Origin of the sequence: Pseudomonas fluorescens, assembly GCF_900636825.1 — a bacterium.
Classification (GTDB): Bacteria; Pseudomonadota; Gammaproteobacteria; order Pseudomonadales; family Pseudomonadaceae; genus Aquipseudomonas; species Aquipseudomonas fluorescens_BG.
The window spans coordinates 3,821,125-3,842,837 of sequence record NZ_LR134318.1 but is presented as its reverse complement, the minus strand read 5'-3'; the positions used below and the strand labels follow the sequence as shown (position 1 = coordinate 3,842,837).

The following is a 21,713-nucleotide window of genomic DNA, read 5'->3' as shown; positions in this document are numbered from 1 at the left end:
AATCAAAAGATCGCAGCCTGCGGCAGCTCCTACATGGGTACTAGTCATGCTATTTGTGTGCGTGAAGAGGATTTATAGTTGATTAATCGTTTATTTCAACAATAAAGACAGACTAATTGCGCAAAGGGTATTCACCGGAGGTCGGTTCGGCTGGCGCACCACTGCACTTTTTTGCAATCAGTCGCTCTATCCATGGCCAGGATGCGGTGACTCCCGCCGCACAGGAACGTGCCTGTTCGAGAATTCATGCCGAGAGCTTTTGACCTGATTGCTGCTTTTTTTCGTCGCCCGTGCCTGCTGGGGGTCTGTTTGTCGTCGCTGTTTTTCAGCGGTTGCAGCCACCAGGACGGCAATGGCTTCTTCAACCAGATGCGTGAGGGCAAGCCCCAGGAATTCCTGCAGACCAGCGTCGACCGCATGGCCACTCTAGCGATGCGCGACAACCTCAACAGTCTCTACCGTCTGCAGGCCAAGCTGTACCTGCGCAACCCGGACGAGTTGCGCAAGTCAGGATTTCTTAACATTCATGCTGCGGTTAAGCAGGTGCGCCAAGCCATCGAGCAGCAACAGCCGCTACCGGTGCTCGGCGGGCGCAAGGACTTGGCAGCGCTCAGCTACGCCATGAGCCCGGAGTTTCTCGGTGATCGCGTCGGTGCCTTCATCTATGCCATCGGCAGCATGCTCGTCACTGCACATGGCAATCGCACCGAGTTCTACATGACAGATGCGATCAATCCGACGTTCGTGCACAACGCCGCGCGCAATATCGAAAAAGCTACGTGGATTCTTTCGCAACGCCAGAACAAGGAAGGCCAGCCGCTGCTGTTTTCCAACGAAATCTCGGAGGAGGGCAGTAACCTGAGTTTCGCCACCGAGTTCGGCAAAATCGTCGCGCGGCTGGATTTGATCACGCAGATGTTCGATGAGCGCTACCGCCGGATTGGCCTGAATTACGCGCAGAGTCTGCTGTTTCTGAATTTCCTGCCGGTGCAATGAACCCCTGTAGGAGCTGCCGCAGGCTGCGATCTTTTGATCTTTTTTACGATCAACGTCAAAAGATCGCAGCCTGCGGCAACTCCTACAGGTTAGAGTTGCGGTCGATAAATTTGTATACAATCTTCTGTAAAGTTAGATGCAAAAGGAGCTGCACCTGTCATGACCGACCCCGCAAGCGCCGATTTCACGCGCATCGACACCAGCGCCCGCACCGATAAATTGCCCTACGCCGCGCTGCTCGCGTTCGCCATGACCGGCTTCATCGCCATCCTTACCGAAACGCTGCCGGCCGGGCTATTGCCGCAAATCGGCGCAGGCCTCAACGTCAGCGAAGTACTCGCCGGGCAGTTGGTGACCCTGTATGCGTTGGGCTCGATTGTCGCGGCGATCCCGCTGACCGTTGCCACCCGGCGCTGGCCACGACGACGCGTGTTGTTGATGACGGTCGGCGGCTTCCTGTTGTTCAACACCATCACCACATTCTCCAGCCATTACGGCCTGACCTTGGCTTCGCGGTTTCTCGCCGGAATGGCGGCGGGGCTGTCGTGGGGGATCATGGCCGGTTACGCGCGTGGCATTGTCCCCGTGCATCAGCAGGGGCGCGCACTGGCGATTGCCATGCTCGGCACGCCGGTCGCGTTATCGCTAGGCACGCCGGCCGGAACCTGGCTGGGCCAGTTGATCGGCTGGCGCGCCTCGTTCGGGATCATGTCGGCGCTGGCGCTGGTCCTCGCGGCGTGGATCGTCATCGCTGTGCCGGATCGTCCGGGCCAGAGCAGCGAAGCGCGTCTGCCATTGCTCGAATCATTGCGCTTGCCGGGAGTGCGGCCGGTGCTGTTCGTGGTGCTGACGTGGATGCTCGGGCACAACATTCTCTACACCTACATCGCGCCGTTTCTGATGCAGGCCGGGCTGGCCGACCGCGTCGATCTGGTGCTACTGGTGTTCGGCCTGTGCTCGTTGCTGGGGATCTGGATCATTGGTTTGCTGGTGGATCGCTGGTTGCGCTGGCTGACGTTGATCAGCCTCGCAGTGTTCGCCGTTACAGCGTTGGTGTTGGCGCTCGCGGCGCCCTCGCCGTTGATCATCTACGCCTGCATGGCGGTGTGGGGCCTGTCGTTCGGCGGCTCGGCAACGCTGTTGCTGACCTCGGCGGCGGACTCGGCCGGTGAGCATGTCGATGTGGTGCAGGCGATGCTGACCACATCGTGGAACGTGGCGATTGCCGGCGGCGGTCTGTTTGGCGGCTTGCTGCTGGATCGCGCGGGGGCAATGTCATTTCCGTGGGCGCTGCTGATCCTTTCCCTGATCGCCTTGGCCACCGTGTGGATCAACAGCCAGCACAGCTTCAAACCCGGCCGCCGCCAGCACTGACTACGCACCTCTGTAGGATCTTCCGCAGGTTGCGATCTCTGTTTTTTTAAAGATCAAAAGATCGCAGCCTGCGGCAGCTCCTAGGGGGGAGTGGGGTGTTGGAGTATAAGGATAGACCGCATCGATATATGTGGTTATAAGAAAAATCGCTATGCTGCGGGCCAGATTTTTCCTGTCGTTTTTCTGGACGTCTTAATGGAATTGGCAAATTTCGGCCTGGTGATTGCCGGGCTGGTAGTGGGGTTTATTGTCGGCATGACCGGTGTCGGCGGTGGTTCGTTGATGACGCCGATTCTGCTGTGGTTCGGCATCAACCCGGCGACGGCCGTGGGTACTGATCTGCTGTACGCTGCCATCACCAAATCCAGCGGCGTGCTCGTTCACAGGAAGAACAAGAACATCGATTGGGCCATCACCGGTTGGCTGACCCTCGGCAGCGTCCCGGCTGTCGCGATGACGCTGTGGTTTCTCAGCACCCTGCACACCGCGCCGGACGCGATGAACGCCATCATCAAACAGGCCCTCGGTTTTGTGCTGTTCGCCACGGCGCTGGCGATCTTCTTCAAGAAACGCTTGCTCGAATTCGCCCACAAACGCGCTGGCGGCAACTACAACCCAAGCGGCTCGCGGCTGAACCTGATGACCGTAATCACCGGTCTGGTCCTCGGCACCATGGTCGCCCTGACCTCGATCGGCGCGGGGGCGCTGGGCACCGTCGCGCTGTTCATTCTTTATCCGCTGCTGCCAACCCGTCGCTTGGTCGGCACCGAAATCGCTCACGCCGTACCGCTGACACTCGTCGCCGGCCTGGGGCATGCGAGCATGGGCAATATGGATTGGGGTGTGCTGGGTTTCCTGTTGGTCGGTTCGTTGCCAGGCATCTGGCTGGGTAGCCACCTGACCGGACGCATCTCCGACGAAGTGCTGCGCCCGTGCCTGGCGACGATGCTGGTGCTGATTGGTTACAAACTGGCGTTCTGAGTCAGCCTGCCGCAGCTCCTGCACACCACCTGACAATTTCTGCGCTGCGATGACTTCAGGCATGTTGCGCAAAGTTCTCCCTGACCTAAGCTTCTGACAGGGCAATACCTTTTTGCCGCACGCCCCCGGAACAATCGCCACGATGCGCAATCAGTAGTGCGTGGATATCAAAAGGAGATGCGCATGCTCATCAGGTCACTGACCCTGACACTCTTGCTGGCGATCGCCGGCCCCTTGTTTGCCGCCGACAGCGATTCACCTTTGGCCGGGGACGTCGGTCGGGCCCGCCCGCTGATCGTGATTGCGCAAAGCACCGTCGACCCGGTGTGGCTGAGCCTGAAAAAATCGCTGGAAGATCCGGCCAACAAAAAGGGCGTCACCGACCGCAATATCAAGGTCTACACCATCCTCAGCATGTCCGGCCAGCTTGACGGCAAGGACATGGGCCAGCAGGACACCATGGCGCTGTTGCGCTCGCTGAAACTGGGCGCCGGGGCTTATCCGAAAGTGTTTCTGGTGGGCAAGGACGGCGAAACCAAGCTCTCCGCTTCGGGCGACGAAGCCAAGGCTTTGAGCCTGGCGAAAATCTTCGAGACCATCGACGCCATGCCGATGGCCGAAAAAGAGGCCGCCGCTGCCGCCGCCGCACAAGCTCCTGCCGCCACCGAGCCGGAACCGGCCAAAGGCGCGAAAGGCGCCAAGCCGAGTAAACCAGCGAAACCGAGCAAGCCGCCGGAAATGCCGGATGATTGATCGCGCGTTGACTGAATGAAGCAAAATCCCTGTGGGAGCTGGCAGACCAGCTCCCACAATTTTTTTGTGAGGACGGCGCAGCTTTAAAGACAAAAGATCGCAGCGCTGAGAACTGTATAGGCGATTTTCACCCGCTCAGGAATCGGGAAGTTCTTGTTGGCCATGATGACAATGCCAATGTTCCTGCTCGGCACAAACGCTACATAGGTTCCGAAACCACCTGTAGAGCCGGTCTTGTTGATCAGCACGTCGTGGGGCTGCGGTTGCGGTGGATTCAGCCACTGCACTTTGTGCGCCTCCATGGCCATTTCCGTTGAATTACCCGCGAGCAAGCGCTCGAGGCTGATTGGATAGCGGTACATTTCCCAACCCAAGCCTTGGATCATGTCGCCCACCGTGTAGTAGCCGGTGTGGGTGTTGGCGATGGTTCTTTGCAGAGACGCTTCGAGCGTTTCAGGCTTCAGGTTGGCCTGCACGTAACGCAGCATGTCCACCGCGCTGGTTTTCACGCCGTAGGCTTGCGCGTCCAGCGCACCGGGAGTGACCCGTACCGGTTTGCCGTTCTTGTCATAGCCCTGCGCATAAAGTCCCATTTGCGCGGCAGGCACGCTGAGGTAGGTGTGCTGCAGATCGAGTTTCGGCAGCAGGGTTTGCGTCATTGCCGTGTCGAACGGCTGGCCGAGACTTTTCGCCGCGAGGTAGCCGAACAGACCCAGGCTCGGGTTGGAATACTGGCGATGGCTGCCAGCGGGAAACTTCGGTTTCCACTGCTGGAAATAGCCGAGCATCTTGTCGGAAGAATCCGCGTCAGCAGGAAATTGCAGCGCAAGACCGCCAGCGCTGTAGGTGCCCAGTTGCAGCACGCTGATGTTGTCGAATGCGCTGCCTTTGAGCTCGGGCCAGAGTTGGCTGGCCTTGCTCGACAGGTCGAGTTTACCCGTGGCCTGGGCGTAACCGGCGAGGGTAGCAGTGAAGGTTTTGCTCACCGAGCCGATTTCGAAAAGCGTGTTTTCGCTGACTTTCTGCCCAGTGTCTTTGGCGCCGAGACCATAATTGAAATAGTGGGCGTGGCCGTTGACGGTCAGCGCCACGGTCAGACCGGGGATGTTCTGTTGTTGCATCACCGGGGTCACCGCCGCATCGACCAGCGCTTGCAGTTGCGCATCGTTCGGTACGGCGGCCAGGCAGGAAGCGGCGCTGAACAACAGGCTGAACGCTGCGCAGGAAATGACGTTTCTCGAAGGCATGGCAGGCATGGGTGGATCACTCTCCAGAGTGGTAACCAGATAATCCGCCAAAGATCGCAGCGTGCCGCAGCTCCTACAAGGGTTTGCATCGCAAATTAGCTCAAACAGGACTCTGTAGGAGCTGTCGAGTGCAACGAGGCTGCGATCTTTTGATCTCCAAAACAGAATCAAAAGATCGCAGCGTGCCGCAGCTCCTACAGGAATTTGAGCGCGAGCAGGACTCTGTAGGAGCTGTCGAGTGAAACGAGGCTGCGATCTTTTGATCTCTAAAACGGAATCAAAAGATCGCAGCGTGCCGCAGCTCCTACAGGAATTTGAGCGCGAGCAGGCTCTGTAGGAGCTGTCGAGTGCAACGAGGCTGCGATCTTTTGATCTCCAAAACAGAATCAAAAGATCGCAGCGTGCCGCAGCTCCTACAGGAATTTGAGCGCGGGCAGGCCCTGTAGGAGCTATCGAGTGCAACGAGGCTGCGATCTTTTGATCTCCAGAACGGAATCAAAAAAATCGCAGCCTTCGGCAGTTCCTGCATATATCAGTGAGCTATCACCGCACCAGACACGGCCGCTTGTTATCGAACTTCCACCCCGGAATCAGAAACTGCATCGCCACGCTGTCGTCCCGCGCGCCCAGACCCATGCCTTTGTACAGTTCGTGGGCCTTGGCCACTTGATCCATGTCCAGCTCCACGCCCAGCCCCGGTTTTTTCGGCACTTGCACGAGCCCATCGATGATTTGCAGCGGTGCCTTGGTCAGGCGCTGGCCGTCCTGCCAAATCCAGTGAGTGTCGATGGCGGTGATATCGCCCGGTGCGGCAGCAGCGACGTGGGTGAACATCGCCAGCGAAATATCGAAGTGGTTGTTGGAATGCGAGCCCCAGGTCAGGCCCCATTCATGGCACATCTGCGCTACCCGCACCGAACCCTGCATGGTCCAGAAATGTGGGTCGGCCAGCGGAATGTCCACCGACTGCAACTGAATCGCGTGACCCATTTCGCGCCAGTCAGTGGCGATCATGTTGGTTGCGGTTTTCAGGCCGGTGGCGCGGCGAAATTCAGCCATGACTTCGCGGCCGGAATAGCCATTCTCCGCACCGCACGGATCTTCAGCGTAAGCGAGCACATGATGCTGATCGCGGCACAAACGGATCGCCTCCTTCAACGACCAGGCGCCGTTTGGATCGAGGGTGATCCGTGCATCGGGGAAGCGCTCGGCCAGTGCCGTGACCGCTTCGATCTCGGCATCGCCGCTGAGCACGCCGCCCTTGAGTTTGAAATCCTTGAAGCCGTACTTCGCGTGCGCCGCCTCGGCCAGACGCACCACCGCTTCGGCTGTCATGGCTTTCTCATGACGTACGCGGAACCAGTCGTTGTCGGCGTCCGGTTCGCTGCGATAGGCGAGGTCGGTTTCGCGCTGATCGCCGACGTAAAACAGGTAGCCGAGCATCTTCACTTCGTCGCGTTGTTGGCCTTCACCGAGCAGCGCCGCAACCGGCACATCAAGGTGCTGACCGAGCAGATCGAGCAGGGCGGCTTCCAGGCCGGTGACCGCGTGGATGGTGATGCGCAGGTCAAATGTCTGCAGGCCACGACCGCCGGCATCGCGGTCGGCGAACGTTTGGCGCACCTGGTTGAGGATCTTCTGATACGTGCCGATCGGGCTGCCGACCACCAGATCGCGCGCGTCTTCCAGCGTCTGCCGGATCCGCTCGCCACCCGGTACTTCGCCGACGCCAGTGTGGCCTGCATTGTCTTTGAGAATGACGATGTTGCGCGTGAAAAACGGCCCGTGGGCGCCGCTCAGGTTGAGCAGCATGCCGTCGTGGCCGGCCACTGGAATGACCTGCATGTCAGTGATGATCGGGGCTTTGGCGGTGTCGTGAACAGTCATTGTTGTTTTCCTTGTCGAGACGAAGTCAGGCGTGTTTCGGCGCGGCATCGGCCGCGGAAATTTCAGCAGCAGGTTTCGGCGTGGTGCGCGCGAAGAAGACGATGATCGCAGCGATGATCGACGTCGCGGCCAAACCATAGAGGCCGCCCTGAATCGAGCCGGTGTGTTCTTCAAGCAAACCGAATGTGGTCGGCGCAACGAAGCCGCCGAGGTTGCCCACCGAGTTGATCAGGGCAATCACTGCCGCAGCGATGCGCGCATCCAGATAGGCCTGCGGAATCGGCCAGAACAGCGACGAGGCAGATTTGAAACCCAGCGCTGCAAAACAGATCGCGACGAAAGCAAAGATCGGCCCGCCGGTGGTCGACATGAACATCCCCGCAGCGGCAATCATCAGCGCGGTGGCGACCCATGCCTGCTGGTGTTTCCACTTCGCCGACAGCGAGGCGAAGGCGTACATGCCGACGATCGACAGCAACCACGGAATCGAATTGAACAGGCCAACCTGCACATCGCTGAGTTCACCCATTTTCTTGATGATGCTCGGCAGCCAGAAGGTCGCGGCGTAGATGGTCAACTGGATGAAGAAGTAGATCAGGCAGAACAGAATGATCTGGCGATCCTTGAGCAGCTTGCCCAGCGATGGCCGGATCGGCGTTGCGGCTTCGCGGGCCTTCTGTTCATCGTCGATGGCGGTGACCAGCGTGTCCTGTTCGGCGCGGGTCAGCCATTTCGCGTCGTGGGGCTTGGCGTCCAGCCAGAACCAGACGAACACGCACAGGCAGACCGAAAACATCCCTTCGATGAAATACATCCATTGCCAGCCGTGCATGCCCAGTCCATTGATTTGCAGGAGCAGACCGGACAGCGGGCCGGAGATCAGCGAGGCGACAGCGGAGCCGCTGAGGAAGATCGCAATCGCCTTGCCGCGCTCGGCGCCCGGCAACCAACGGGTGAAGTAATAAATCACGCCGGGGAAGAATCCAGCCTCGGCGACGCCGAGCAGAAAACGCAGGATGTAGAAGTGGGTTTCGTTCTGGATGAAGGCCATGCCGGCAGCGACCAGGCCCCAAGTGAACATGATCCGGGTCAGCCAGATGCGTGCGCCGACCTTCTGCAACAGCATGTTGGACGGGACTTCGAACAGCGCATAGCCGATGAAGAACAACCCGGCGCCGAAGCCGTAGGCGGCGGCACCGATACCGAGGTCGTGTTCCATATGGGTACGGACGAAACCGATGTTCACCCGGTCAATGTAATTGACGATGAACATGATGACGAATAGCGGCAGAACGTGGCGTTTCACTTTCGAGATGGCAGAGGCGAGTGTCGAATCGACGCCCTCGTTCATCCCGGAGACGGAGGTTTTCACTAGGTTTTCTCCCACTGATTATTTTTATGCGGGGACGGGCAGGGTGCTGCGTTGCTGCTAGACATCATACAACTCAGATTTTTTGTCCTACAAGGGGTAGAGCTGATTATTTTCTCTCCGGAAGTCGTTTTTTTATGCCTTTTGGTTTATTAGTCCAGTATTTATTGGCGATTAATGCAGTTGCCAGGACGATGCAGATTAGAAGCTGCGCGAGTGTTGCGACAAAGGCTGGCAACACATAGCGTCGGCGTCCTGAGTGTTGTCATACAAGTTGATGCGCGCTACGTAGAAATCGATCTCATCAGCCGCTGCGCCAGTGCTACGATCGGCAGGCCCCGATCATCGGAACCGACCATGCAAGAAGATCTCGACGCCCCCGCCCGCAAACGTGCGCACAACCTGGCGCACGACCTGGTTGAAAAGCTCACCCAAAGCATCCTTCACGGCCAGATGGCGCCCGGCGACAAGCTGCCATCAGAGAACGCCATCGTTCAGGAGCATGGTGTCAGCCGCACCGTGGTGCGTGAGGCGATCTCGAAATTGCAGGCATCGGGATGGGTCGAAACGCGGCACGGCATCGGCACCTTCGTCATCGAGCGGGCGGCGGAGCAGGGCTTGCGGCTCAATGTCGACACGGCGCTAGGCGTGCGCAGCATGTTGGAGTTGCGCCTCGGCCTGGAGACGCAGGCTGCGGCGTTGGCGGCGCAGCGGCGCAGCGAGCAACAACTGTTGCAGATGCGTCAGGCGCTTGATGATTATCAGCGCCTGCTGGCCAACAACGACAGCTGTGTCGAGGCCGATCGGCGCTTCCACCTGTTGATTGCCGAAGCCACCGGCAACGTCTGCTTCAGCGAGATAATGCAGCACTTGGGCAGTGCGATGATCCCGCGTACCCGGCTCAACGCCGCCGAACGCGGCGCGGCGGATTTGAGCAAACTCGGGCAACTGGCAAATCTCGAACACGAGGCGATCTGGAACGCGATCAAGCGTCAGGATCCTGATGCCGCGCGGGCGGCGATGTGGCTGCACCTGACCAACAGCCGTGACCGGTTTTCGGCGCAGGGTTGATTGCCGCTGGTCTGTTCGATCGCACACGTTCCCCGGCCGGACTTCCAATCATTAACCCCCGGATATTCCGGGCCTGTTGATGAGAGGTGCAGCATGGCTGACGACTCGTTGTTTCCGGGCGGCATTGCGCCAACCGACCAGACCCGCCCCCTGTCTGGAACCGAAGAACCGACCCTCAGCGATCATGACTCGCCACCGGGGATGAATCCGGGGCAAGACCCCTTGAGCGATGCCGACCGGCCGGACGACTGGAAAGACCCGCCGGCGGATGAAGATATGCCGCCAGCAGACGAGCCGACGCCGTTGTCGGATGATCTGCGCTGAGGTCGCGTTGTATTTGCCGGCCTTCTCGCGAGCATTTGCTGGCGCAACGTTGCACTGATCGCCCCTGTAGGAGCTGCCGAAGGCTGCGATCTTTTGATCTTGATTTTCCAAAGATCAACATCAAAAGATCGCAGCCTTCGGCAGCTCCTACAGGGGGCGGTCTATCGGTCTAACGCGCCCAGCGGCGATCAGACACGAAAAACAGCCCGGATGACCTGCCGATCCGCATCTATGCTCCATGAATAAAGATGGCACTCGCGCACGCAATGGCGGACTAAGGTTCGGGGCGCGCATGGCGCCTGACTGACATGGACTGGACATGAACGAAAAGAGTCTTCAATTCAAATCCCTGACAGTGCTGCTGGTGCTGGTCACGGTGGCCTTTATCTGGATTTTGCTGCCGTTCTACGGGGCGGTGTTCTGGGCGGTTATCCTCGGCATTCTGTTTGCGCCGATGCAACGTCATTTGCAGATGAAATTTGGCTGGCAGCGCAACCTGACGTCACTGTGTACGCTGAGTGTCTGCCTGTTGATCGCGATTTTGCCGGTGATCATCATCAGCGTGCTGCTGGTGCAGGAAGGGGCGACGGTTTATAAAAACATCGAAAGCGGCGAGCTGGATATCGCGGCCTATCTGGCGCAGTTCAAGCACAGCCTGCCGCCGTATTTTCAGCATCTGCTCGACCGCTTCGGCATGGGCGAACTCAATGCCCTGCGCGAGAAAATCGTCAAATCGGCGATGCAGGGCAGCCAGGTGCTGGCCACTCAGGCGTTCAGCTTTGGTCAGGGCACATTCGAGTTTGTGGTGAGCTTTTTCATCATGCTGTATTTGCTGTTTTTCTTCCTGCGGGACGGTCCCGAACTGGCCCGCAAGATGCGCACCGCCGTACCGCTGGAGGAAAACCACAAGCGCCGTCTGCAGTTGAAGTTCAATCGAGTGGTGCGTGCGACAGTCAAGGGCAACCTGGTGGTGGCAATCACTCAAGGGGCACTGGGCGGGGCGATTTTCTGGTTTCTCGACATTCCCAGCTCTTTGCTCTGGGCAGTATTGATGGCGTTTCTGTCACTGTTGCCAGCGGTGGGCGCGGGGATTGTCTGGGCGCCCGTGGCGGTCTACTTCCTGTTCAGCGGGATGATCTGGCAGGGCGTGGTGCTGGGGTTGTTCGGGGTGTTCGTGATCGGTCTGGTGGACAACGTACTGCGCCCGATCCTTGTGGGTAAGGACACCAAGATGCCGGATTACCTGATTCTGATCTCGACCCTCGGCGGCCTGGCGGTGTTCGGTCTCAACGGTTTCGTGATCGGGCCGCTGATCGCCGCGCTGTTCATTTCGAGCTGGGCACTGTTCGTCGAGACCAAGCCGAAAGTGCAACTGCCTTAGGCGTGAAACGCCGCGCCGAGCATTTGTTCCGACAAGGCCTGCGCGGCGGGCAATGAAGTGAGCGGGCCGCTGATCGGTTCGCCATCTCGCACCAGATACCAGCAGGCAAGCAACCCCGACGCTCTGAGCGAGGCGGGAACCGCGCTGCCAATGACCGACATGATTTGAACCTGAGCCATGAGAAGTACCTCCATCAATCTGTGGAGTTACCTTAGGGATTTATCGGCCGGGACGACAATCAACCGTTTCGATAGTGGTCATTGATGCCAGTGAGGTCTTGGCTCAATCCACCACTTGATCGAGCATGTGCAGCACTTCTCGCTCATTGAGTAGGCCCTTGTGCACCAGGTTTTCCGCCAGCAGCGAAAGAAATTTCGCGCAGCGATGGCCTTCCAGATGCTTGAGCTCGGTCAGTGCGCCATACACTTTGCTTGAGGTGCACAAGCCGACGATGCGGTGCGGATTTTGTGTGGGCATGCGGTCGTCCTTGTTGTTATCACGCTGTTGTTTACGGACGGATTCAGAGTGCGGTTCCGTCATGACAAATATATGACCGCCGTGCGTAGCGCCTGTAACAGTCAATTCCATCATGCCGACTTTAGTTGCTGAAACTGTCCCCATAGCGACCTTGATACGATTTTTTCAGACGCTTGCCGACCAGCGGTCATAAAAAGCCCCGCTTCAAAAGCGGGGCTTCGTATGTCGGTCACCAGCGGGGACCGCCGTAGTAGCCGTGCGGGCGGCCGTAGTAGCCGCGCGGCGGACCGTAATAGACGGGGGCCGGCTGAACGTACACCGGTTGCTGCACATACACTGGCTGTTGCACATACACCGGCGCTGGCTGGTAGTAGGCCGGTGGCGGCGGTTGCTGCACGTAAACCGGTTGGGGCTGAACATAAACCGGTTGTTGCTGCACATACACCGGCCGATCCTGGTTAATCAACGCCGAGCCGATGATGGCCGAGCCGACGATCGCGCCAAACACCGCAGGGCCCTGCCAGCCATGGCCACCACCGGCTTCTGCCTGACCTGTGACAGCGAGTGCGCCGATCAACAGGGCCAGAATGGGGAGTTTACGAATCATGATAGTTCCTCGGTTCTTCGACCCGGCGGCAGGGCCTGCACCAGGCCCACAGTTGTCGCGGGGATACTTCTAAGACAGCGAAATTGCAAAATTCAGCACAGCTTCTGGGTAAATTTTGTGTAAGGTCTGTACCGGTTTATTTACCCGTCCATGCGAGGCCGCGCGATACGCTTGGCCCCGGCTTTATGATCGTTCAGAACTCGATGGGCTGGCTAATCCCGTCCATCCGAAAGTGCGTTTGAAGGAGAAATTTCATGCAGATGAACCCGAACAAAGACACCCAGCTGTGCATGTCCCTTTCCGGGCGGCCGGGGAACTTCGGTCTGCGTTTTCACAATCATTTGTATGAGCAACTGGGCCTGAATTTTTACTACAAGGCATTCAGCAGTAAGGATCTGACCGGTGCCGTCGGTGGAATCCGCGCACTCGGCATTCGTGGCTGCGGCGTGTCGATGCCGTTCAAAGAGGCTTGCATTGCGCTGGTCGATGAACTGGATGCATCCGCGGCGGCGATCCAGTCGATCAATACCATCGTCAACACCAACGGACACTTAAAGGCTTACAACACCGATTACATCGCCATCGAGCAGTTGCTAAAGGCCCATGAAGTGCCGAAAGAATCGACCTTCGCCCTGCGCGGCAGCGGCGGCATGGCTAAAGCTGTGGCCAGTGCCTTGCGTGACGGTGGCTATAAAAACGGCTTGATCGTGGCGCGCAATGAGCGCGCCGGTCGTGCGCTGGCGCAGACGTTGGGGTATCGCTGGCAAGCCGAACTAGGCGATGAGCGCCCGCAGATGCTGATCAATGTCACGCCGGTGGGGATGGATGGCGGACCCGAGGCCGGGCAACTAGCGTTCGAGCCTGAAGTCATTCAAGCGGCGGATACTGTATTCGATGTGGTGGCGATCCCGTCGGAAACGCCGCTGATCGTGCGCGGCCGGGCCGAGGGTAAAAAGGTCATCACCGGTCTCGAAGTCATTGCGATTCAAGCGCTGGAGCAGTTTGTGCTGTACACCGGCGTGCGGCCGAACGAGGAACAATTTGCGGCGGCTGTAGCGTTTGCCCGGAGTTGATTCCGAGTTGAATTGCCTGGCCTGATCGCTGGCTTGCCAGTCCCGAAGGGTTTGCCGGGCGGGCGGAATCGTGCAAGCCCGCAAAACTCAATGTGGGATCCAGCCCTGCTGGCGATTTCGGTGTGTCAGTTGCGGGTTAGCCGGCTGACCTGACGCCATCGCTAGCAGGGCTAGCTGCTCCCACAGGAAACACGGAGTTGTTATTCGAGGCGGGCCAGGCGTTCTTCCAGCGCAGCGATCCGCGCCTCTAGTTCTTCGATGCGTTCTACGGACACGCCGCCGCCCGACCGCTCACCGGTACTTTGTCGCGCGGCGATAATCGCCTCGATATCCGCTGGGTCACCCAGCGCATGGGTGTAGCGATCCTCGCGCTGTCCCGCCTGACGTGGAATCAGCACTGCCAAGCCGCGCGCAATCAGACGCTCAAGTTGATGCAACACCTGTTCGACATCTTCGAAATCATGCATGCGACCGCTGCGGGTCAGCAGTTCGCTGACAGTTTGCGGGCCGCGCAGAAACATCAGGCCGCTCAGAATCACCTGCGCCGGCACCAGCTCCAGCGCCTTGTCGACCTTGTGCTCCCAGCGATCGGCGCGACTGCCCATCACCAGCTTGGCGAAGCCGCGGCCCTCGAGGGCGCGCAGACTCTGGCCGACCTGGCCTTGGGTCAGATTCATCACCGGCTCGCGGCTGGTTTTCTGATTGCACGCTGTGACCAGCGCGTTGAGGGTCAGCGGATAGGTTTCCGGGCTGGTGGCCTGCTTTTCGATCAACGATCCGAGGATGCGGATTTCCGTGGCGTTGAGGCGTGGCTCTTCGAAGGTGGATTCTGGTTCGGTGGTCATCGCGCGTTTCCCTCTGCAGTCGAGGCGCCTAGCCTAATCCTTGCCAAACAAAAGGCAAGCCGTGTGGTCATCAAGCATGGCTATAATCGCCTCCTTGTTCCACCCAGCCATCACACGAGACTGCCATGACCATTTCCCTGTACGCCGCATCTGTCCCGGTTTTTCAACAAATGCTCAACGCTTTGAGCGATGTGCTGAAAAAGGCTGAAGTCCACGCCACCGAGAAAAACATCGACCCGAACGCATTCCTGCAAGCGCGTCTGTTCCCCGACATGTTCCCGCTGACCCGCCAGGTTCAGATCGCCGTAGACTTCGCCAAAGGCGTTTCTGCGCGTCTGGCGGAAGTAGAAGTGCCGAAGTATGAGGACAGCGAAACCACCTTTGCCGAGCTGCAAGCCCTGATCGCCAAAGTGCTGGCCTTCATTGGCGAGATCAAGCCCGAGCAGATCGATGGCAAGGAACGGATCGAAATCGTCACCCGTCCGGGTACGCCGAAAGAGAAGCGCTTCAGCGGTCAGTCGTATCTGCTGACCTATGGTCTGCCGCAGTTCTTCTTCCACGTCACCACTACCTATGCGCTGCTGCGTCATAACGGTGTTGAAGTCGGCAAACGCGATTACATGGGCGCGTTCTAAACACCCAGATACACAAAAGCCCGCCAAGGTTTGCGCCTTGGCGGGCTTTTTAATGAGGTAAAGGCAAAAGATCGCAGCCTGCGGCAGCTCCTACAGGGGGCGCATTTCAAATGCAGGAGCTGAAGGCAGCGATCTGTTGATCTTCATGCGGTGCGTTGGGCTTTCTCTTCCTCACCCAGGCAAGCCGCCGCGGTAAACAGCACGTCTGTCGAAGAATTCAACGCGGTCTCCGCCGAATCCTGCAGCACACCGATGATGAACCCGACAGCCACCACCTGCATGGCGATTTCGCTCGGGATACCAAACAGGCTGCACGCCAGCGGAATCAGCAGCAGCGAGCCACCGGCCACGCCCGAAGCGCCACAGGCGCAGATCGCAGCAACCACACTGAGCAGAATCGCCGTCGGAATGTCCACGATAATCCCCAGCGTATGCACGGCCGCCAGGGCCAGTACGGTAATCGTGATCGCCGCACCGGCCATGTTGATCGTTGCGCCGAGCGGGATCGATACCGAATACGTGTCCTCATGCAGGCCCAGACGCTTGCTCAATTCCAGATTGACCGGAATATTCGCTGCCGAGCTGCGGGTGAAAAACGCCGTGATGCCGCTCTCGCGCAGGCACATGAGCGTCAGTGGGTACGGGTTGCGGCGCAGCTTCCAGAACACGATCAGCGGGTTCATCACCAGCGCCACGAACAGCATGCAACCGAGTAGCACCGCCAGCAGGTGCGCATAGCCGAGCAGTGCGCTGAAACCGGAAGTGGCCAGCGTCGAAGCCACCAGACCGAAAATACCCAGCGGGGCAAAGCGAATCACCACACGCACGATCAAGGTCACACCGTTGGAAAGATCACCCAGCACCTCGCGCGTGGTGTCGCCGGCATGCCGAATCGCCACGCCCATGCCGATTGCCCAGGCCAGTATGCCGATGAAATTGGCATTGATCAGCGCGTTGACCGGGTTATCTACCACGCTCAACAGCAGGCTTTGCAGAACTTCACCTATGCCGCCCGGCGCCGTGACCGCGACGTTTTCCGTGGACAGCACCAGATGCGACGGGAACGTCATGCTGGCAACCACCGCCACCACTGCAGCACTGAAAGTGCCCAGCAGATAAAGGAACAGTATCGGCCGAATGTGGGTTTCCTGGCCGTGCTTATGGTTGGCAATCGAAGCCATTACCAGCACGAATACCAGAATCGGCGCGACGGCTTTCAATGCAGAGACAAACACCTTGCCGATAAATGCGGTGGACTTCGCCAGCTCCGGTGCAATCAGGGCCAGGGCGATCCCGGCAATCAGACCGATGACGATCTGGCTGACCAGACTCAGGTTTTTCAGGCGTTGCAATAAAGAGGGGGATGAAGCGGTCATAACGGCATCTCTATTTTTATAGGTTGCGAAGCGTCGTGGGCAGTCACGAAACGCCTGTCGAAGTGACATCAACGCCGCAAAAAGAAGCGTTGAACAGCTGTACGATTTTCAGGGCGCGGACTTTATCACAGCGTAGGCGTCATCCTTCAGGCATGTGACGATCTGCCACCCGATTCATTGGCCGGACGGGCAGGTTTGGGCAAGTCAGTGCGCGCACACTCTGTTAAGCTTGCGCATCCTTATTTTCAAGTCATGCCAGCGGGCCTCCGGGTCAACGCTGGTGTCGTCGTTTTGCTGGAGTTGCGCATGCTGTTGCCCATTCTTCTGTTGTCCGCCGCCGGTTTTACGGTGCTGACCACGGAATTCGTCATTGTCGGCCTCCTGCCGGCGATTGCCCGAGACCTTGAAGTGACCATTCCGCAGGCCGGATTGCTGGTCACTCTATTCGCTTTTACCGTGGCAATGTTCGGGCCTTTCTTGACCGCATATTTCGCCCGCTTCGAGCGGCGCAAATTGTTTATCAGCATCCTGATCATGTTTGGCTTGGCCAACACTGTCGCCGCGCTGGCGCCGAATATCTGGGTGATGGCCATTGCCCGGTTGATCCCGGCGCTCGGCCTGCCGGTGTTCTGGGCCCTGGCCAGTGAGACGGCCGTGGACATCGTCGGCCCGGACTTCGCCGGTCGCGCCATCGCCAAGATCGGCTTCGGCATCGTCTGCGCCACGGTGTTCGGCATTCCGGTCGGCACGCTGATTTCCGATGCTTTCGGCTGGCGCAGCGCCTTTGCCATTCTGGCGGTGATCGCTTTCGCCAAAGCCTTGCTGCTGTTTGTTTACCTGCCGAAAACCAGTCTGCATCAGCACCAGGTCAGTTTCGCCTCGCAGTTCAAGATCCTGCGCAGTCCGTTGATGATTGGCCACATCCTGCTATCAATTCTGGTGTTTAGCGGCATGTTTACCGCTTACACGTATCTGGCCGACATTCTTGAGCGTCTCGCCGGTTTCAACGGCACTGTTGTCGGTTGGTGCCTGATGGGCTTCGGTGCGGTCGGTCTGATCGGCAATTCCCTGGGCGGCCGTGCGGTGGACCGGCATCCGCTCGGGGCATCGGTATTGTTCTGCGCGTTCATGATCGCCGGCATGGTGTCGCTGGTGCCGAACATTCATTCGCCGCTGGGCCTGACGGTGGCGATGGGCATCTGGGGCGTGACCCAGGCCGCGTTGTTTCTGGTCAGTCATGTGCGCCTGATGAAAGCCGCGCCGGAAGCGCCGGCCTTTGCGGCCTCGCTGAATATCGCCGGGGCCAATCTGGGGATCGGCCTCGGCGCGATCGTCGGCGGTCGGGTCATCGACAGCGCAGGGCTGGGCTTTCTCGGTTTCGCCGCCGCCGGGTTCATTTTGCTGTCGGTGTTTCTCGCCATGGTGCTGATGACGCTCAAGCCGCGCGAAACCTGCGCCGGGGCCTCATAACGCGGTAAACAGCTCACGTCGGGCACCTTCGGTAATCGCAACGATGCCGGGGTGCTTGACTTTGCGCTCCACCGAAATGGCATAGAACGACTCGGTCACGGCGTCAGTCTGGCCGATCAATTGCACGCCGTACTGGCGCTTTACTTCATCGGCGATCACGCTCGGGCCAATAAAAATCCCGCTGCCGGATTGGCCGAATGCCTGCATCAAGGCGCTGTCATCGAACTCGCCGACAATCTGCGGCTGGATCTGCTGCTCGGCAAACCAGCGCTGCAAGCGGCTGCGCACCACGGTTTCCGCGCCGGGAATCAGCAGCGGCGCGCCGTGCAGGCTGCGCGGAAAATTCTGCCCATACTTTTGCGCCAGTTCGGCGGTGGCGAAGAAACTGATACCGCATTCGCCGAGCTTCTGACTGTAACCCTTGATGTCGAGGTGGGAGGGCATCGGGCTGTCGGAGATCACCAGATCCAGACGCTGGATAGCCAGATCGGCCAGCAGGCGCTCGAGTTTGTCTTCGCGGCAGGTGATGCGCAGCGGCTCGTTCAATTCCATGGTCGGTGCGATCAGGCGATACACGATGGACTTGGGCACCACGTCCGCCACGCCAACCCGGAACAGGATCTGCTGCTCGTTGGGTTGGGCGCGCAGCATCAACTCCAGTTCGCCGCCCAGCTGAAACATTTGCTCGGCGTAGGGCAGGGTCTGACGCCCGGCTTCGGTCAATTCAAGCTGCCGCCCCACTCGGCGAAACAGCTCAATGCCGTAGGTTTGTTCGAGCAAGGAAATTTGCCCGCTGATGGTCTGTGGCGTCAGGTTCAATTGCTCGCACGCGCGCACGATGCTGCCGGTCTTGGCCACCACCCAGAAATAATGCAGTTGTCGATAATTAAGCATCCGCCGCGCCCCGTGCAGGAGCTGCCGAAGGCTGCGATCTTTGCAAAAGCGCAAATCAAAAGATCGCAGCCTTCGGCAGCTCCTACGTTTGATGTGTGTGATAGTTCGTGTAAGCCGAAGTATAGCCGCTAAAAATACGAATTTTCCTGAAGTGTTTGCATCCCTAGAATGCCCGTCCATCGACGGTCGGTCCGTGACCCTGTCTGTTCATTCGAAGGAAGTCTCATGAAATTCACCATTCCCGCGTTGATGTTTACGTCTTTACTGCTTATGGCCGGTTGTGATCAGGCCGAAAAAAGCGCCCAGCAGTTGATGGGCAAAGCGGCTGAAAGCGCCAAGCAAGCAATTGACAATACCCATAAGGCCGCGGAGCAAGCGTTGAGCGATGCCACTGGCGGACTGATTCAGAAAAAAGAAACCCCGGAAAAAGATGCGGAACATTCCGAGTCTTCCTCCAAAACCATCTAAGTCGTCTTACACAGAGTCAGGATTGAGCCATGGAATATCTGTTACAACTCGCCGTCAGCCCCACCGCATGGATTGCCTTGGCCACACTGGTGGTCATGGAAATCGTGCTCGGCATCGATAACCTCATCTTTATTTCGATCCTGACCAACAAACTGCCCAAGCAGTATCAGCAGAAGGCCCGTCGTATCGGTATCGGCATGGCGTTGATCCTGCGTCTGGCGTTGTTGAGCACCATCGCTTTCATCGTGCAACTGACCGAGCCGGTCATCGAGATTCTTGGTCACGCGTTCTCGTGGAAGGACATGATCCTGATCGCCGGTGGTCTGTTCCTGGTCTGGAAGGCGACGACCGAAATCCATCACAGCATGGATCCGGCACCGGAAGATCCAAAAACGGCGACATCGACCGTGACCCTGGGCTTTGCCGCGGCGATTGGTCAGATTCTGATGCTCGACATGGTCTTCTCGATCGACAGCATCATCACCGCTGTTGGCATGACCGAGCACTTGCCGATCATGATTATCGCCGTCGTGGCGTCGGTGCTGGTGATGTTGTTTGCAGCTGAACCGCTGGCCAAGTTCATCAACGATAACCCGACCGTGGTGATGCTGGCCCTGGGCTTCCTGATCATGATCGGCATGACCCTGATCGCCGAAGGTTTCGGCGCCCACGTACCGAAAGGCTACGTGTATGCAGCGATGGCGTTCTCGGCAGGTATTGAAGTGCTGAACATGCTGTCACGGCGAGCGAAGCAGAAGAAAGTCGCTCAGCAGGCGTAATGTCCGATGAGGCAAAAGGCCCCCTGAATTGATCGAATTCAGCGGGCCTTTTTGTTTGTCCTCACATACGAGCGGTCCCGCCTATGGGTGTAACGGGTTCAGTGCGCGGTAGCGTGACGGGCCTGGTGCTTTTCGGGCTTCTCCGCCGCTGCAGGTTGAGTCGGCTGGTGGTGATGGCGCCGGGAGATGCGCAGCACGCCCCACAGCATGGCGGAAGCCACGGCCAGCCAGCCGGAAATCAACATTACGATGGTCATGGTCAGGCTCATCTGTGCCTCCTCTTCGCCCTGCATCGGGCGCCCACTTATTCAATTCGGTCTATTTCACTGACAGTCTAGCCAATGCGGTGTTTCAAGCTATTGACCAAAGGTCGCTGGTGACCAATCAGTTCGCTCTATATAACCGCAGCGTCTGCTGTTAAAGGCTATACCGCGGGCGGGTGCGGCTCTATGATCGCTGGCGTTGCCGGAACACGATGACCGGCGTCCGAACAGAGAGTGACAATGGTGCAGGTATTTTCTCCAATTCGTCTTGCCCTGATGGCGGTCGGTTGCGTGGTCGCGCTGGCCGGATGCGCGGGCACGGTGGCGCCGCAAATCAAGCGTTTGCCGGAGCGAGTTGAACTCAGTGGAACGTTTTATCGCGGCGAAGCCAATCAGAGCGGGCCGCAGGTGTTGGCGAGCTTGTTGTCGCAGCAGGGCATCGTGATCACGCCGGGCTTGCTGGAAAAACCATTGCATCTGCCGGGTGCCGAGAGTCAGTTGCAACAGAATCTGCAAAACCTGGCTCGGCAGTACGGCATGGTGGTCTACCCGGTAGAGAGCACGTTGCCGGCGCTGTTGACCCAGGTCGCAGCGGGCTATCCGGTCATGGTGCGATTCAGTGAAGGGGCGGCGTTTTGGGCCGAGCCGCGCTACGCGATTCTTTCCGGTTACGATCGCAATAAACAGAAGGTTCTGCTGCGCGCAGGGATGAATCGCCGCGAGTTGATGAGTTTCAGCGCGTTTGAGTCGGCACTGGAAAAATCCGGTGGCTGGGCAGTATTGATCCAGAAGCCCACCCAGGTGCCTGCCGAGGTGGACCGCCAGCGCTGGCTCAAGGCTGCGGATGAACTGGCTCAGGCGGGTCAGGAGAACGAAGCAGCGCAGGCACGCAAGGCTTTAGCCGCGCAGTGAAGTCTCCGTTCGTCATTTGCCGGGCACGTCTGCGCCCGGCACGCCTCTGAAGACTAGTACCCGTGCTTTACGGGTGAATCAAGGAGGCAACATGGCAGATTCCTCAACACCGAAAGGTCCGCACTCGTCCGAGCATTCGTCTGGCGATGATCTGGGATTCGATCCGGATTCGCCGGACCTCGACGATCCGCAAGTCGATCCGGTCGGTCCTGCGAAGGCACCGCAAGATGTCGAGCCCGGTGAAGATTCGAAAAAACCGGCCAAGCCCTACGATCCGTTAGCCGATCTGAAACCTTGATGTGAGGTGCGTATGAGTACCGATTCAAGCTTCGATGACCACAAACCCGACAGCGTGCCGACCACTCCGGAACCGGACGTGGATCCGGTACTGGATCCGGACAGCCCGCTTCGTGATCCGATGGCTCGGCCGAACGTGCTGACGCCAGCGCCTGATCGGGATCCAAGCGCCGGCGATGGCATCCCCGATGACGACAAGATGCCGCTGCCCAACGACTGAGCGCAGACGAAAAA

At 58.8% G+C, this 21,713-nt stretch carries 25 protein-coding genes; 15 read left to right on the top strand and 10 right to left on the bottom strand.

Features of this window, described 5'->3' with window-relative positions; all coding sequences use genetic code 11:
- Positions 1-246: 246 nt before the first annotated feature.
- The 4 genes from EL257_RS17325 (at position 247) to EL257_RS17310 (ending at position 4,104) form a co-directional block, all read left to right on the top strand.
- On the top strand, positions 247-996 hold the full coding sequence (locus EL257_RS17325) for a hypothetical protein (protein ID WP_126364675.1): 750 nt from the start codon (positions 247-249) through the stop codon (positions 994-996).
- Positions 997-1,155: 159 nt separating this feature from the next.
- A complete protein-coding gene (locus EL257_RS17320) occupies positions 1,156-2,370 on the top strand; it encodes an MFS transporter (RefSeq protein ID WP_126364673.1) in 1,215 nt (404 codons plus the stop codon).
- A gap of 195 nt (positions 2,371-2,565) precedes the next feature.
- Positions 2,566-3,351, top strand: a complete 786-nt coding sequence (locus tag EL257_RS17315; protein ID WP_126364671.1) for a sulfite exporter TauE/SafE family protein — start codon at positions 2,566-2,568, stop codon at positions 3,349-3,351.
- A gap of 183 nt (positions 3,352-3,534) precedes the next feature.
- Complete coding sequence (locus EL257_RS17310; RefSeq protein WP_126364668.1) at positions 3,535-4,104, top strand: DUF4174 domain-containing protein; 570 nt, start codon at positions 3,535-3,537, stop codon at positions 4,102-4,104.
- Positions 4,105-4,187: 83 nt separating this feature from the next.
- Here EL257_RS17310 and ampC read toward each other — a convergent pair whose 3' ends face one another.
- The 3 genes from ampC to EL257_RS17295 form a co-directional block, all read right to left on the bottom strand.
- Complete coding sequence (gene ampC, locus EL257_RS17305) at positions 4,188-5,351, bottom strand: class C beta-lactamase (protein WP_419866627.1); 1,164 nt, start codon at positions 5,349-5,351, stop codon at positions 4,188-4,190.
- Between the two features lie 543 nt (positions 5,352-5,894).
- Positions 5,895-7,238 carry a glucarate dehydratase gene (gene gudD, locus EL257_RS17300; RefSeq protein ID WP_126364663.1) on the bottom strand — a complete coding sequence of 448 codons (1,344 nt, stop codon included), beginning with the start codon at positions 7,236-7,238 and terminating at the stop codon, positions 5,895-5,897.
- Between the two features lie 25 nt (positions 7,239-7,263).
- Positions 7,264-8,610: an MFS transporter gene (locus EL257_RS17295; RefSeq protein ID WP_126364661.1), complete on the bottom strand. Its 1,347-nt coding sequence runs from the start codon at positions 8,608-8,610 to the stop codon at positions 7,264-7,266.
- A 354-nt stretch (positions 8,611-8,964) separates the two neighbouring features.
- Here EL257_RS17295 and EL257_RS17290 point away from each other — a divergent pair, with 354 nt between their 5' ends.
- The 3 genes from EL257_RS17290 (at position 8,965) to EL257_RS17280 (ending at position 11,383) form a co-directional block, all read left to right on the top strand.
- Entirely contained in the window at positions 8,965-9,678 is a 714-nt protein-coding gene (locus EL257_RS17290; protein ID WP_126364659.1) for a FadR/GntR family transcriptional regulator, read from the top strand.
- A gap of 93 nt (positions 9,679-9,771) precedes the next feature.
- Positions 9,772-10,002 (top strand): hypothetical protein, encoded by a 231-nt coding sequence (locus EL257_RS17285; protein WP_126364657.1) that lies wholly within the window; start codon positions 9,772-9,774, stop codon positions 10,000-10,002.
- Between the two features lie 319 nt (positions 10,003-10,321).
- Positions 10,322-11,383 (top strand): AI-2E family transporter, encoded by a 1,062-nt coding sequence (locus EL257_RS17280; protein WP_126364655.1) that lies wholly within the window; start codon positions 10,322-10,324, stop codon positions 11,381-11,383.
- Here the strand turns inward: EL257_RS17280 and EL257_RS17275 are convergent.
- The 3 genes from EL257_RS17275 to EL257_RS17265 form a co-directional block, all read right to left on the bottom strand.
- On the bottom strand, positions 11,380-11,562 hold the full coding sequence (locus EL257_RS17275; protein WP_126364653.1) for a hypothetical protein: 183 nt from the start codon (positions 11,560-11,562) through the stop codon (positions 11,380-11,382). The genes EL257_RS17280 and EL257_RS17275 overlap by 4 nt on opposite strands.
- Positions 11,563-11,665: 103 nt before the next feature.
- Positions 11,666-11,860, bottom strand: coding sequence for a hypothetical protein (locus tag EL257_RS17270; RefSeq protein WP_126364651.1), 195 nt, complete (start codon positions 11,858-11,860; stop codon positions 11,666-11,668).
- Positions 11,861-12,089: 229 nt separating this feature from the next.
- The gene (locus tag EL257_RS17265) at positions 12,090-12,467 is read right to left on the bottom strand and encodes a hypothetical protein (RefSeq protein WP_126364649.1); all 378 of its coding nucleotides are present in this window, start codon (positions 12,465-12,467) and stop codon (positions 12,090-12,092) included.
- A gap of 254 nt (positions 12,468-12,721) precedes the next feature.
- Here EL257_RS17265 and EL257_RS17260 point away from each other — a divergent pair, with 254 nt between their 5' ends.
- Complete coding sequence (locus EL257_RS17260; protein WP_126364646.1) at positions 12,722-13,540, top strand: shikimate 5-dehydrogenase; 819 nt, start codon at positions 12,722-12,724, stop codon at positions 13,538-13,540.
- A gap of 200 nt (positions 13,541-13,740) precedes the next feature.
- Here the strand turns inward: EL257_RS17260 and EL257_RS17255 are convergent, their stop codons facing one another.
- Complete coding sequence (locus tag EL257_RS17255; RefSeq protein ID WP_126364645.1) at positions 13,741-14,385, bottom strand: YceH family protein; 645 nt, start codon at positions 14,383-14,385, stop codon at positions 13,741-13,743.
- Between the two features lie 125 nt (positions 14,386-14,510).
- Here EL257_RS17255 and EL257_RS17250 point away from each other — a divergent pair, with 125 nt between their 5' ends.
- A complete protein-coding gene (locus EL257_RS17250; RefSeq protein WP_126364643.1) occupies positions 14,511-15,020 on the top strand; it encodes a DUF1993 domain-containing protein in 510 nt (169 codons plus the stop codon).
- Positions 15,021-15,163: 143 nt separating this feature from the next.
- On the opposite strand, the gene sstT is transcribed toward EL257_RS17250, so the two are convergent.
- Positions 15,164-16,396, bottom strand: coding sequence for a serine/threonine transporter SstT (gene sstT, locus EL257_RS17245; protein WP_126364642.1), 1,233 nt, complete (start codon positions 16,394-16,396; stop codon positions 15,164-15,166).
- Between the two features lie 306 nt (positions 16,397-16,702).
- Here sstT and EL257_RS17240 point away from each other — a divergent pair, with 306 nt between their 5' ends.
- Positions 16,703-17,866, top strand: coding sequence for an MFS transporter (locus tag EL257_RS17240; protein WP_126364640.1), 1,164 nt, complete (start codon positions 16,703-16,705; stop codon positions 17,864-17,866).
- Here EL257_RS17240 and nhaR read toward each other — a convergent pair.
- Positions 17,861-18,760 (bottom strand): transcriptional activator NhaR, encoded by a 900-nt coding sequence (gene nhaR / locus EL257_RS17235; protein WP_126364638.1) that lies wholly within the window; start codon positions 18,758-18,760, stop codon positions 17,861-17,863. The genes EL257_RS17240 and nhaR overlap by 6 nt on opposite strands.
- Positions 18,761-18,985: 225 nt before the next feature.
- Here nhaR and EL257_RS17230 point away from each other — a divergent pair, with 225 nt between their 5' ends.
- On the top strand, positions 18,986-19,228 hold the full coding sequence (locus EL257_RS17230) for a hypothetical protein (protein WP_126364636.1): 243 nt from the start codon (positions 18,986-18,988) through the stop codon (positions 19,226-19,228).
- A gap of 29 nt (positions 19,229-19,257) precedes the next feature.
- Positions 19,258-20,007 carry a TerC family protein gene (locus EL257_RS17225; protein ID WP_126364634.1) on the top strand — a complete coding sequence of 250 codons (750 nt, stop codon included), beginning with the start codon at positions 19,258-19,260 and terminating at the stop codon, positions 20,005-20,007.
- A gap of 98 nt (positions 20,008-20,105) precedes the next feature.
- On the opposite strand, the gene EL257_RS27790 is transcribed toward EL257_RS17225, so the two are convergent.
- Positions 20,106-20,276, bottom strand: a complete 171-nt coding sequence (locus tag EL257_RS27790) for a hypothetical protein (RefSeq protein ID WP_172604494.1) — start codon at positions 20,274-20,276, stop codon at positions 20,106-20,108.
- 234 nt (positions 20,277-20,510) lie between these two features.
- On the opposite strand from EL257_RS27790, the gene EL257_RS17220 reads away from it, so the two are divergent.
- The 3 genes from EL257_RS17220 to EL257_RS17210 all read left to right on the top strand — a co-directional run bounded on the left by EL257_RS17220 (position 20,511) and on the right by EL257_RS17210 (position 21,699).
- Positions 20,511-21,182: a peptidase C39 family protein gene (locus EL257_RS17220; RefSeq protein ID WP_126364632.1), complete on the top strand. Its 672-nt coding sequence runs from the start codon at positions 20,511-20,513 to the stop codon at positions 21,180-21,182.
- A gap of 91 nt (positions 21,183-21,273) precedes the next feature.
- Positions 21,274-21,480 carry a DUF6021 family protein gene (locus EL257_RS17215; protein ID WP_126364630.1) on the top strand — a complete coding sequence of 69 codons (207 nt, stop codon included), beginning with the start codon at positions 21,274-21,276 and terminating at the stop codon, positions 21,478-21,480.
- A 12-nt stretch (positions 21,481-21,492) separates the two neighbouring features.
- Positions 21,493-21,699: a hypothetical protein gene (locus EL257_RS17210; protein ID WP_126364628.1), complete on the top strand. Its 207-nt coding sequence runs from the start codon at positions 21,493-21,495 to the stop codon at positions 21,697-21,699.
- The last annotated feature ends 14 nt before the right edge of the window (positions 21,700-21,713 follow it).

Bases quoted from the DNA above. Each gene is read 5' to 3' on its own strand.
- EL257_RS17260 (WP_126364646.1), top strand. From the start codon at position 12,722: ATGCAGATGAACCCGAACAAAGACACCCAGCTGTGCATGTCCCTTTCC.
- EL257_RS17285 (WP_126364657.1), top strand. From the start codon at position 9,772: ATGGCTGACGACTCGTTGTTTCCGGGCGGCATTGCGCCAACCGACCAG.
- EL257_RS17290 (WP_126364659.1), top strand. From the start codon at position 8,965: ATGCAAGAAGATCTCGACGCCCCCGCCCGCAAACGTGCGCACAACCTG.
- gudD (WP_126364663.1), bottom strand. From the start codon at position 7,238: ATGACTGTTCACGACACCGCCAAAGCCCCGATCATCACTGACATGCAG.
- EL257_RS17275 (WP_126364653.1), bottom strand. From the start codon at position 11,562: ATGGCTCAGGTTCAAATCATGTCGGTCATTGGCAGCGCGGTTCCCGCC.
- ampC (WP_419866627.1), bottom strand. From the start codon at position 5,351: ATGCCTTCGAGAAACGTCATTTCCTGCGCAGCGTTCAGCCTGTTGTTC.
- sstT (WP_126364642.1), bottom strand. From the start codon at position 16,396: ATGACCGCTTCATCCCCCTCTTTATTGCAACGCCTGAAAAACCTGAGT.
- EL257_RS17250 (WP_126364643.1), top strand. From the start codon at position 14,511: ATGACCATTTCCCTGTACGCCGCATCTGTCCCGGTTTTTCAACAAATG.
- EL257_RS27790 (WP_172604494.1), bottom strand. From the start codon at position 20,276: ATGAGCCTGACCATGACCATCGTAATGTTGATTTCCGGCTGGCTGGCC.
- EL257_RS17215 (WP_126364630.1), top strand. From the start codon at position 21,274: ATGGCAGATTCCTCAACACCGAAAGGTCCGCACTCGTCCGAGCATTCG.
- EL257_RS17225 (WP_126364634.1), top strand. From the start codon at position 19,258: ATGGAATATCTGTTACAACTCGCCGTCAGCCCCACCGCATGGATTGCC.
- EL257_RS17265 (WP_126364649.1), bottom strand. From the start codon at position 12,467: ATGATTCGTAAACTCCCCATTCTGGCCCTGTTGATCGGCGCACTCGCT.
- EL257_RS17220 (WP_126364632.1), top strand. From the start codon at position 20,511: ATGGTGCAGGTATTTTCTCCAATTCGTCTTGCCCTGATGGCGGTCGGT.
- nhaR (WP_126364638.1), bottom strand. From the start codon at position 18,760: ATGCTTAATTATCGACAACTGCATTATTTCTGGGTGGTGGCCAAGACC.
- EL257_RS17310 (WP_126364668.1), top strand. From the start codon at position 3,535: ATGCTCATCAGGTCACTGACCCTGACACTCTTGCTGGCGATCGCCGGC.
- EL257_RS17210 (WP_126364628.1), top strand. From the start codon at position 21,493: ATGAGTACCGATTCAAGCTTCGATGACCACAAACCCGACAGCGTGCCG.
- EL257_RS17325 (WP_126364675.1), top strand. From the start codon at position 247: ATGCCGAGAGCTTTTGACCTGATTGCTGCTTTTTTTCGTCGCCCGTGC.
- EL257_RS17240 (WP_126364640.1), top strand. From the start codon at position 16,703: ATGCTGTTGCCCATTCTTCTGTTGTCCGCCGCCGGTTTTACGGTGCTG.
- EL257_RS17230 (WP_126364636.1), top strand. From the start codon at position 18,986: ATGAAATTCACCATTCCCGCGTTGATGTTTACGTCTTTACTGCTTATG.
- EL257_RS17280 (WP_126364655.1), top strand. From the start codon at position 10,322: ATGAACGAAAAGAGTCTTCAATTCAAATCCCTGACAGTGCTGCTGGTG.
- EL257_RS17270 (WP_126364651.1), bottom strand. From the start codon at position 11,860: ATGCCCACACAAAATCCGCACCGCATCGTCGGCTTGTGCACCTCAAGC.
- EL257_RS17320 (WP_126364673.1), top strand. From the start codon at position 1,156: ATGACCGACCCCGCAAGCGCCGATTTCACGCGCATCGACACCAGCGCC.
- EL257_RS17315 (WP_126364671.1), top strand. From the start codon at position 2,566: ATGGAATTGGCAAATTTCGGCCTGGTGATTGCCGGGCTGGTAGTGGGG.
- EL257_RS17255 (WP_126364645.1), bottom strand. From the start codon at position 14,385: ATGACCACCGAACCAGAATCCACCTTCGAAGAGCCACGCCTCAACGCC.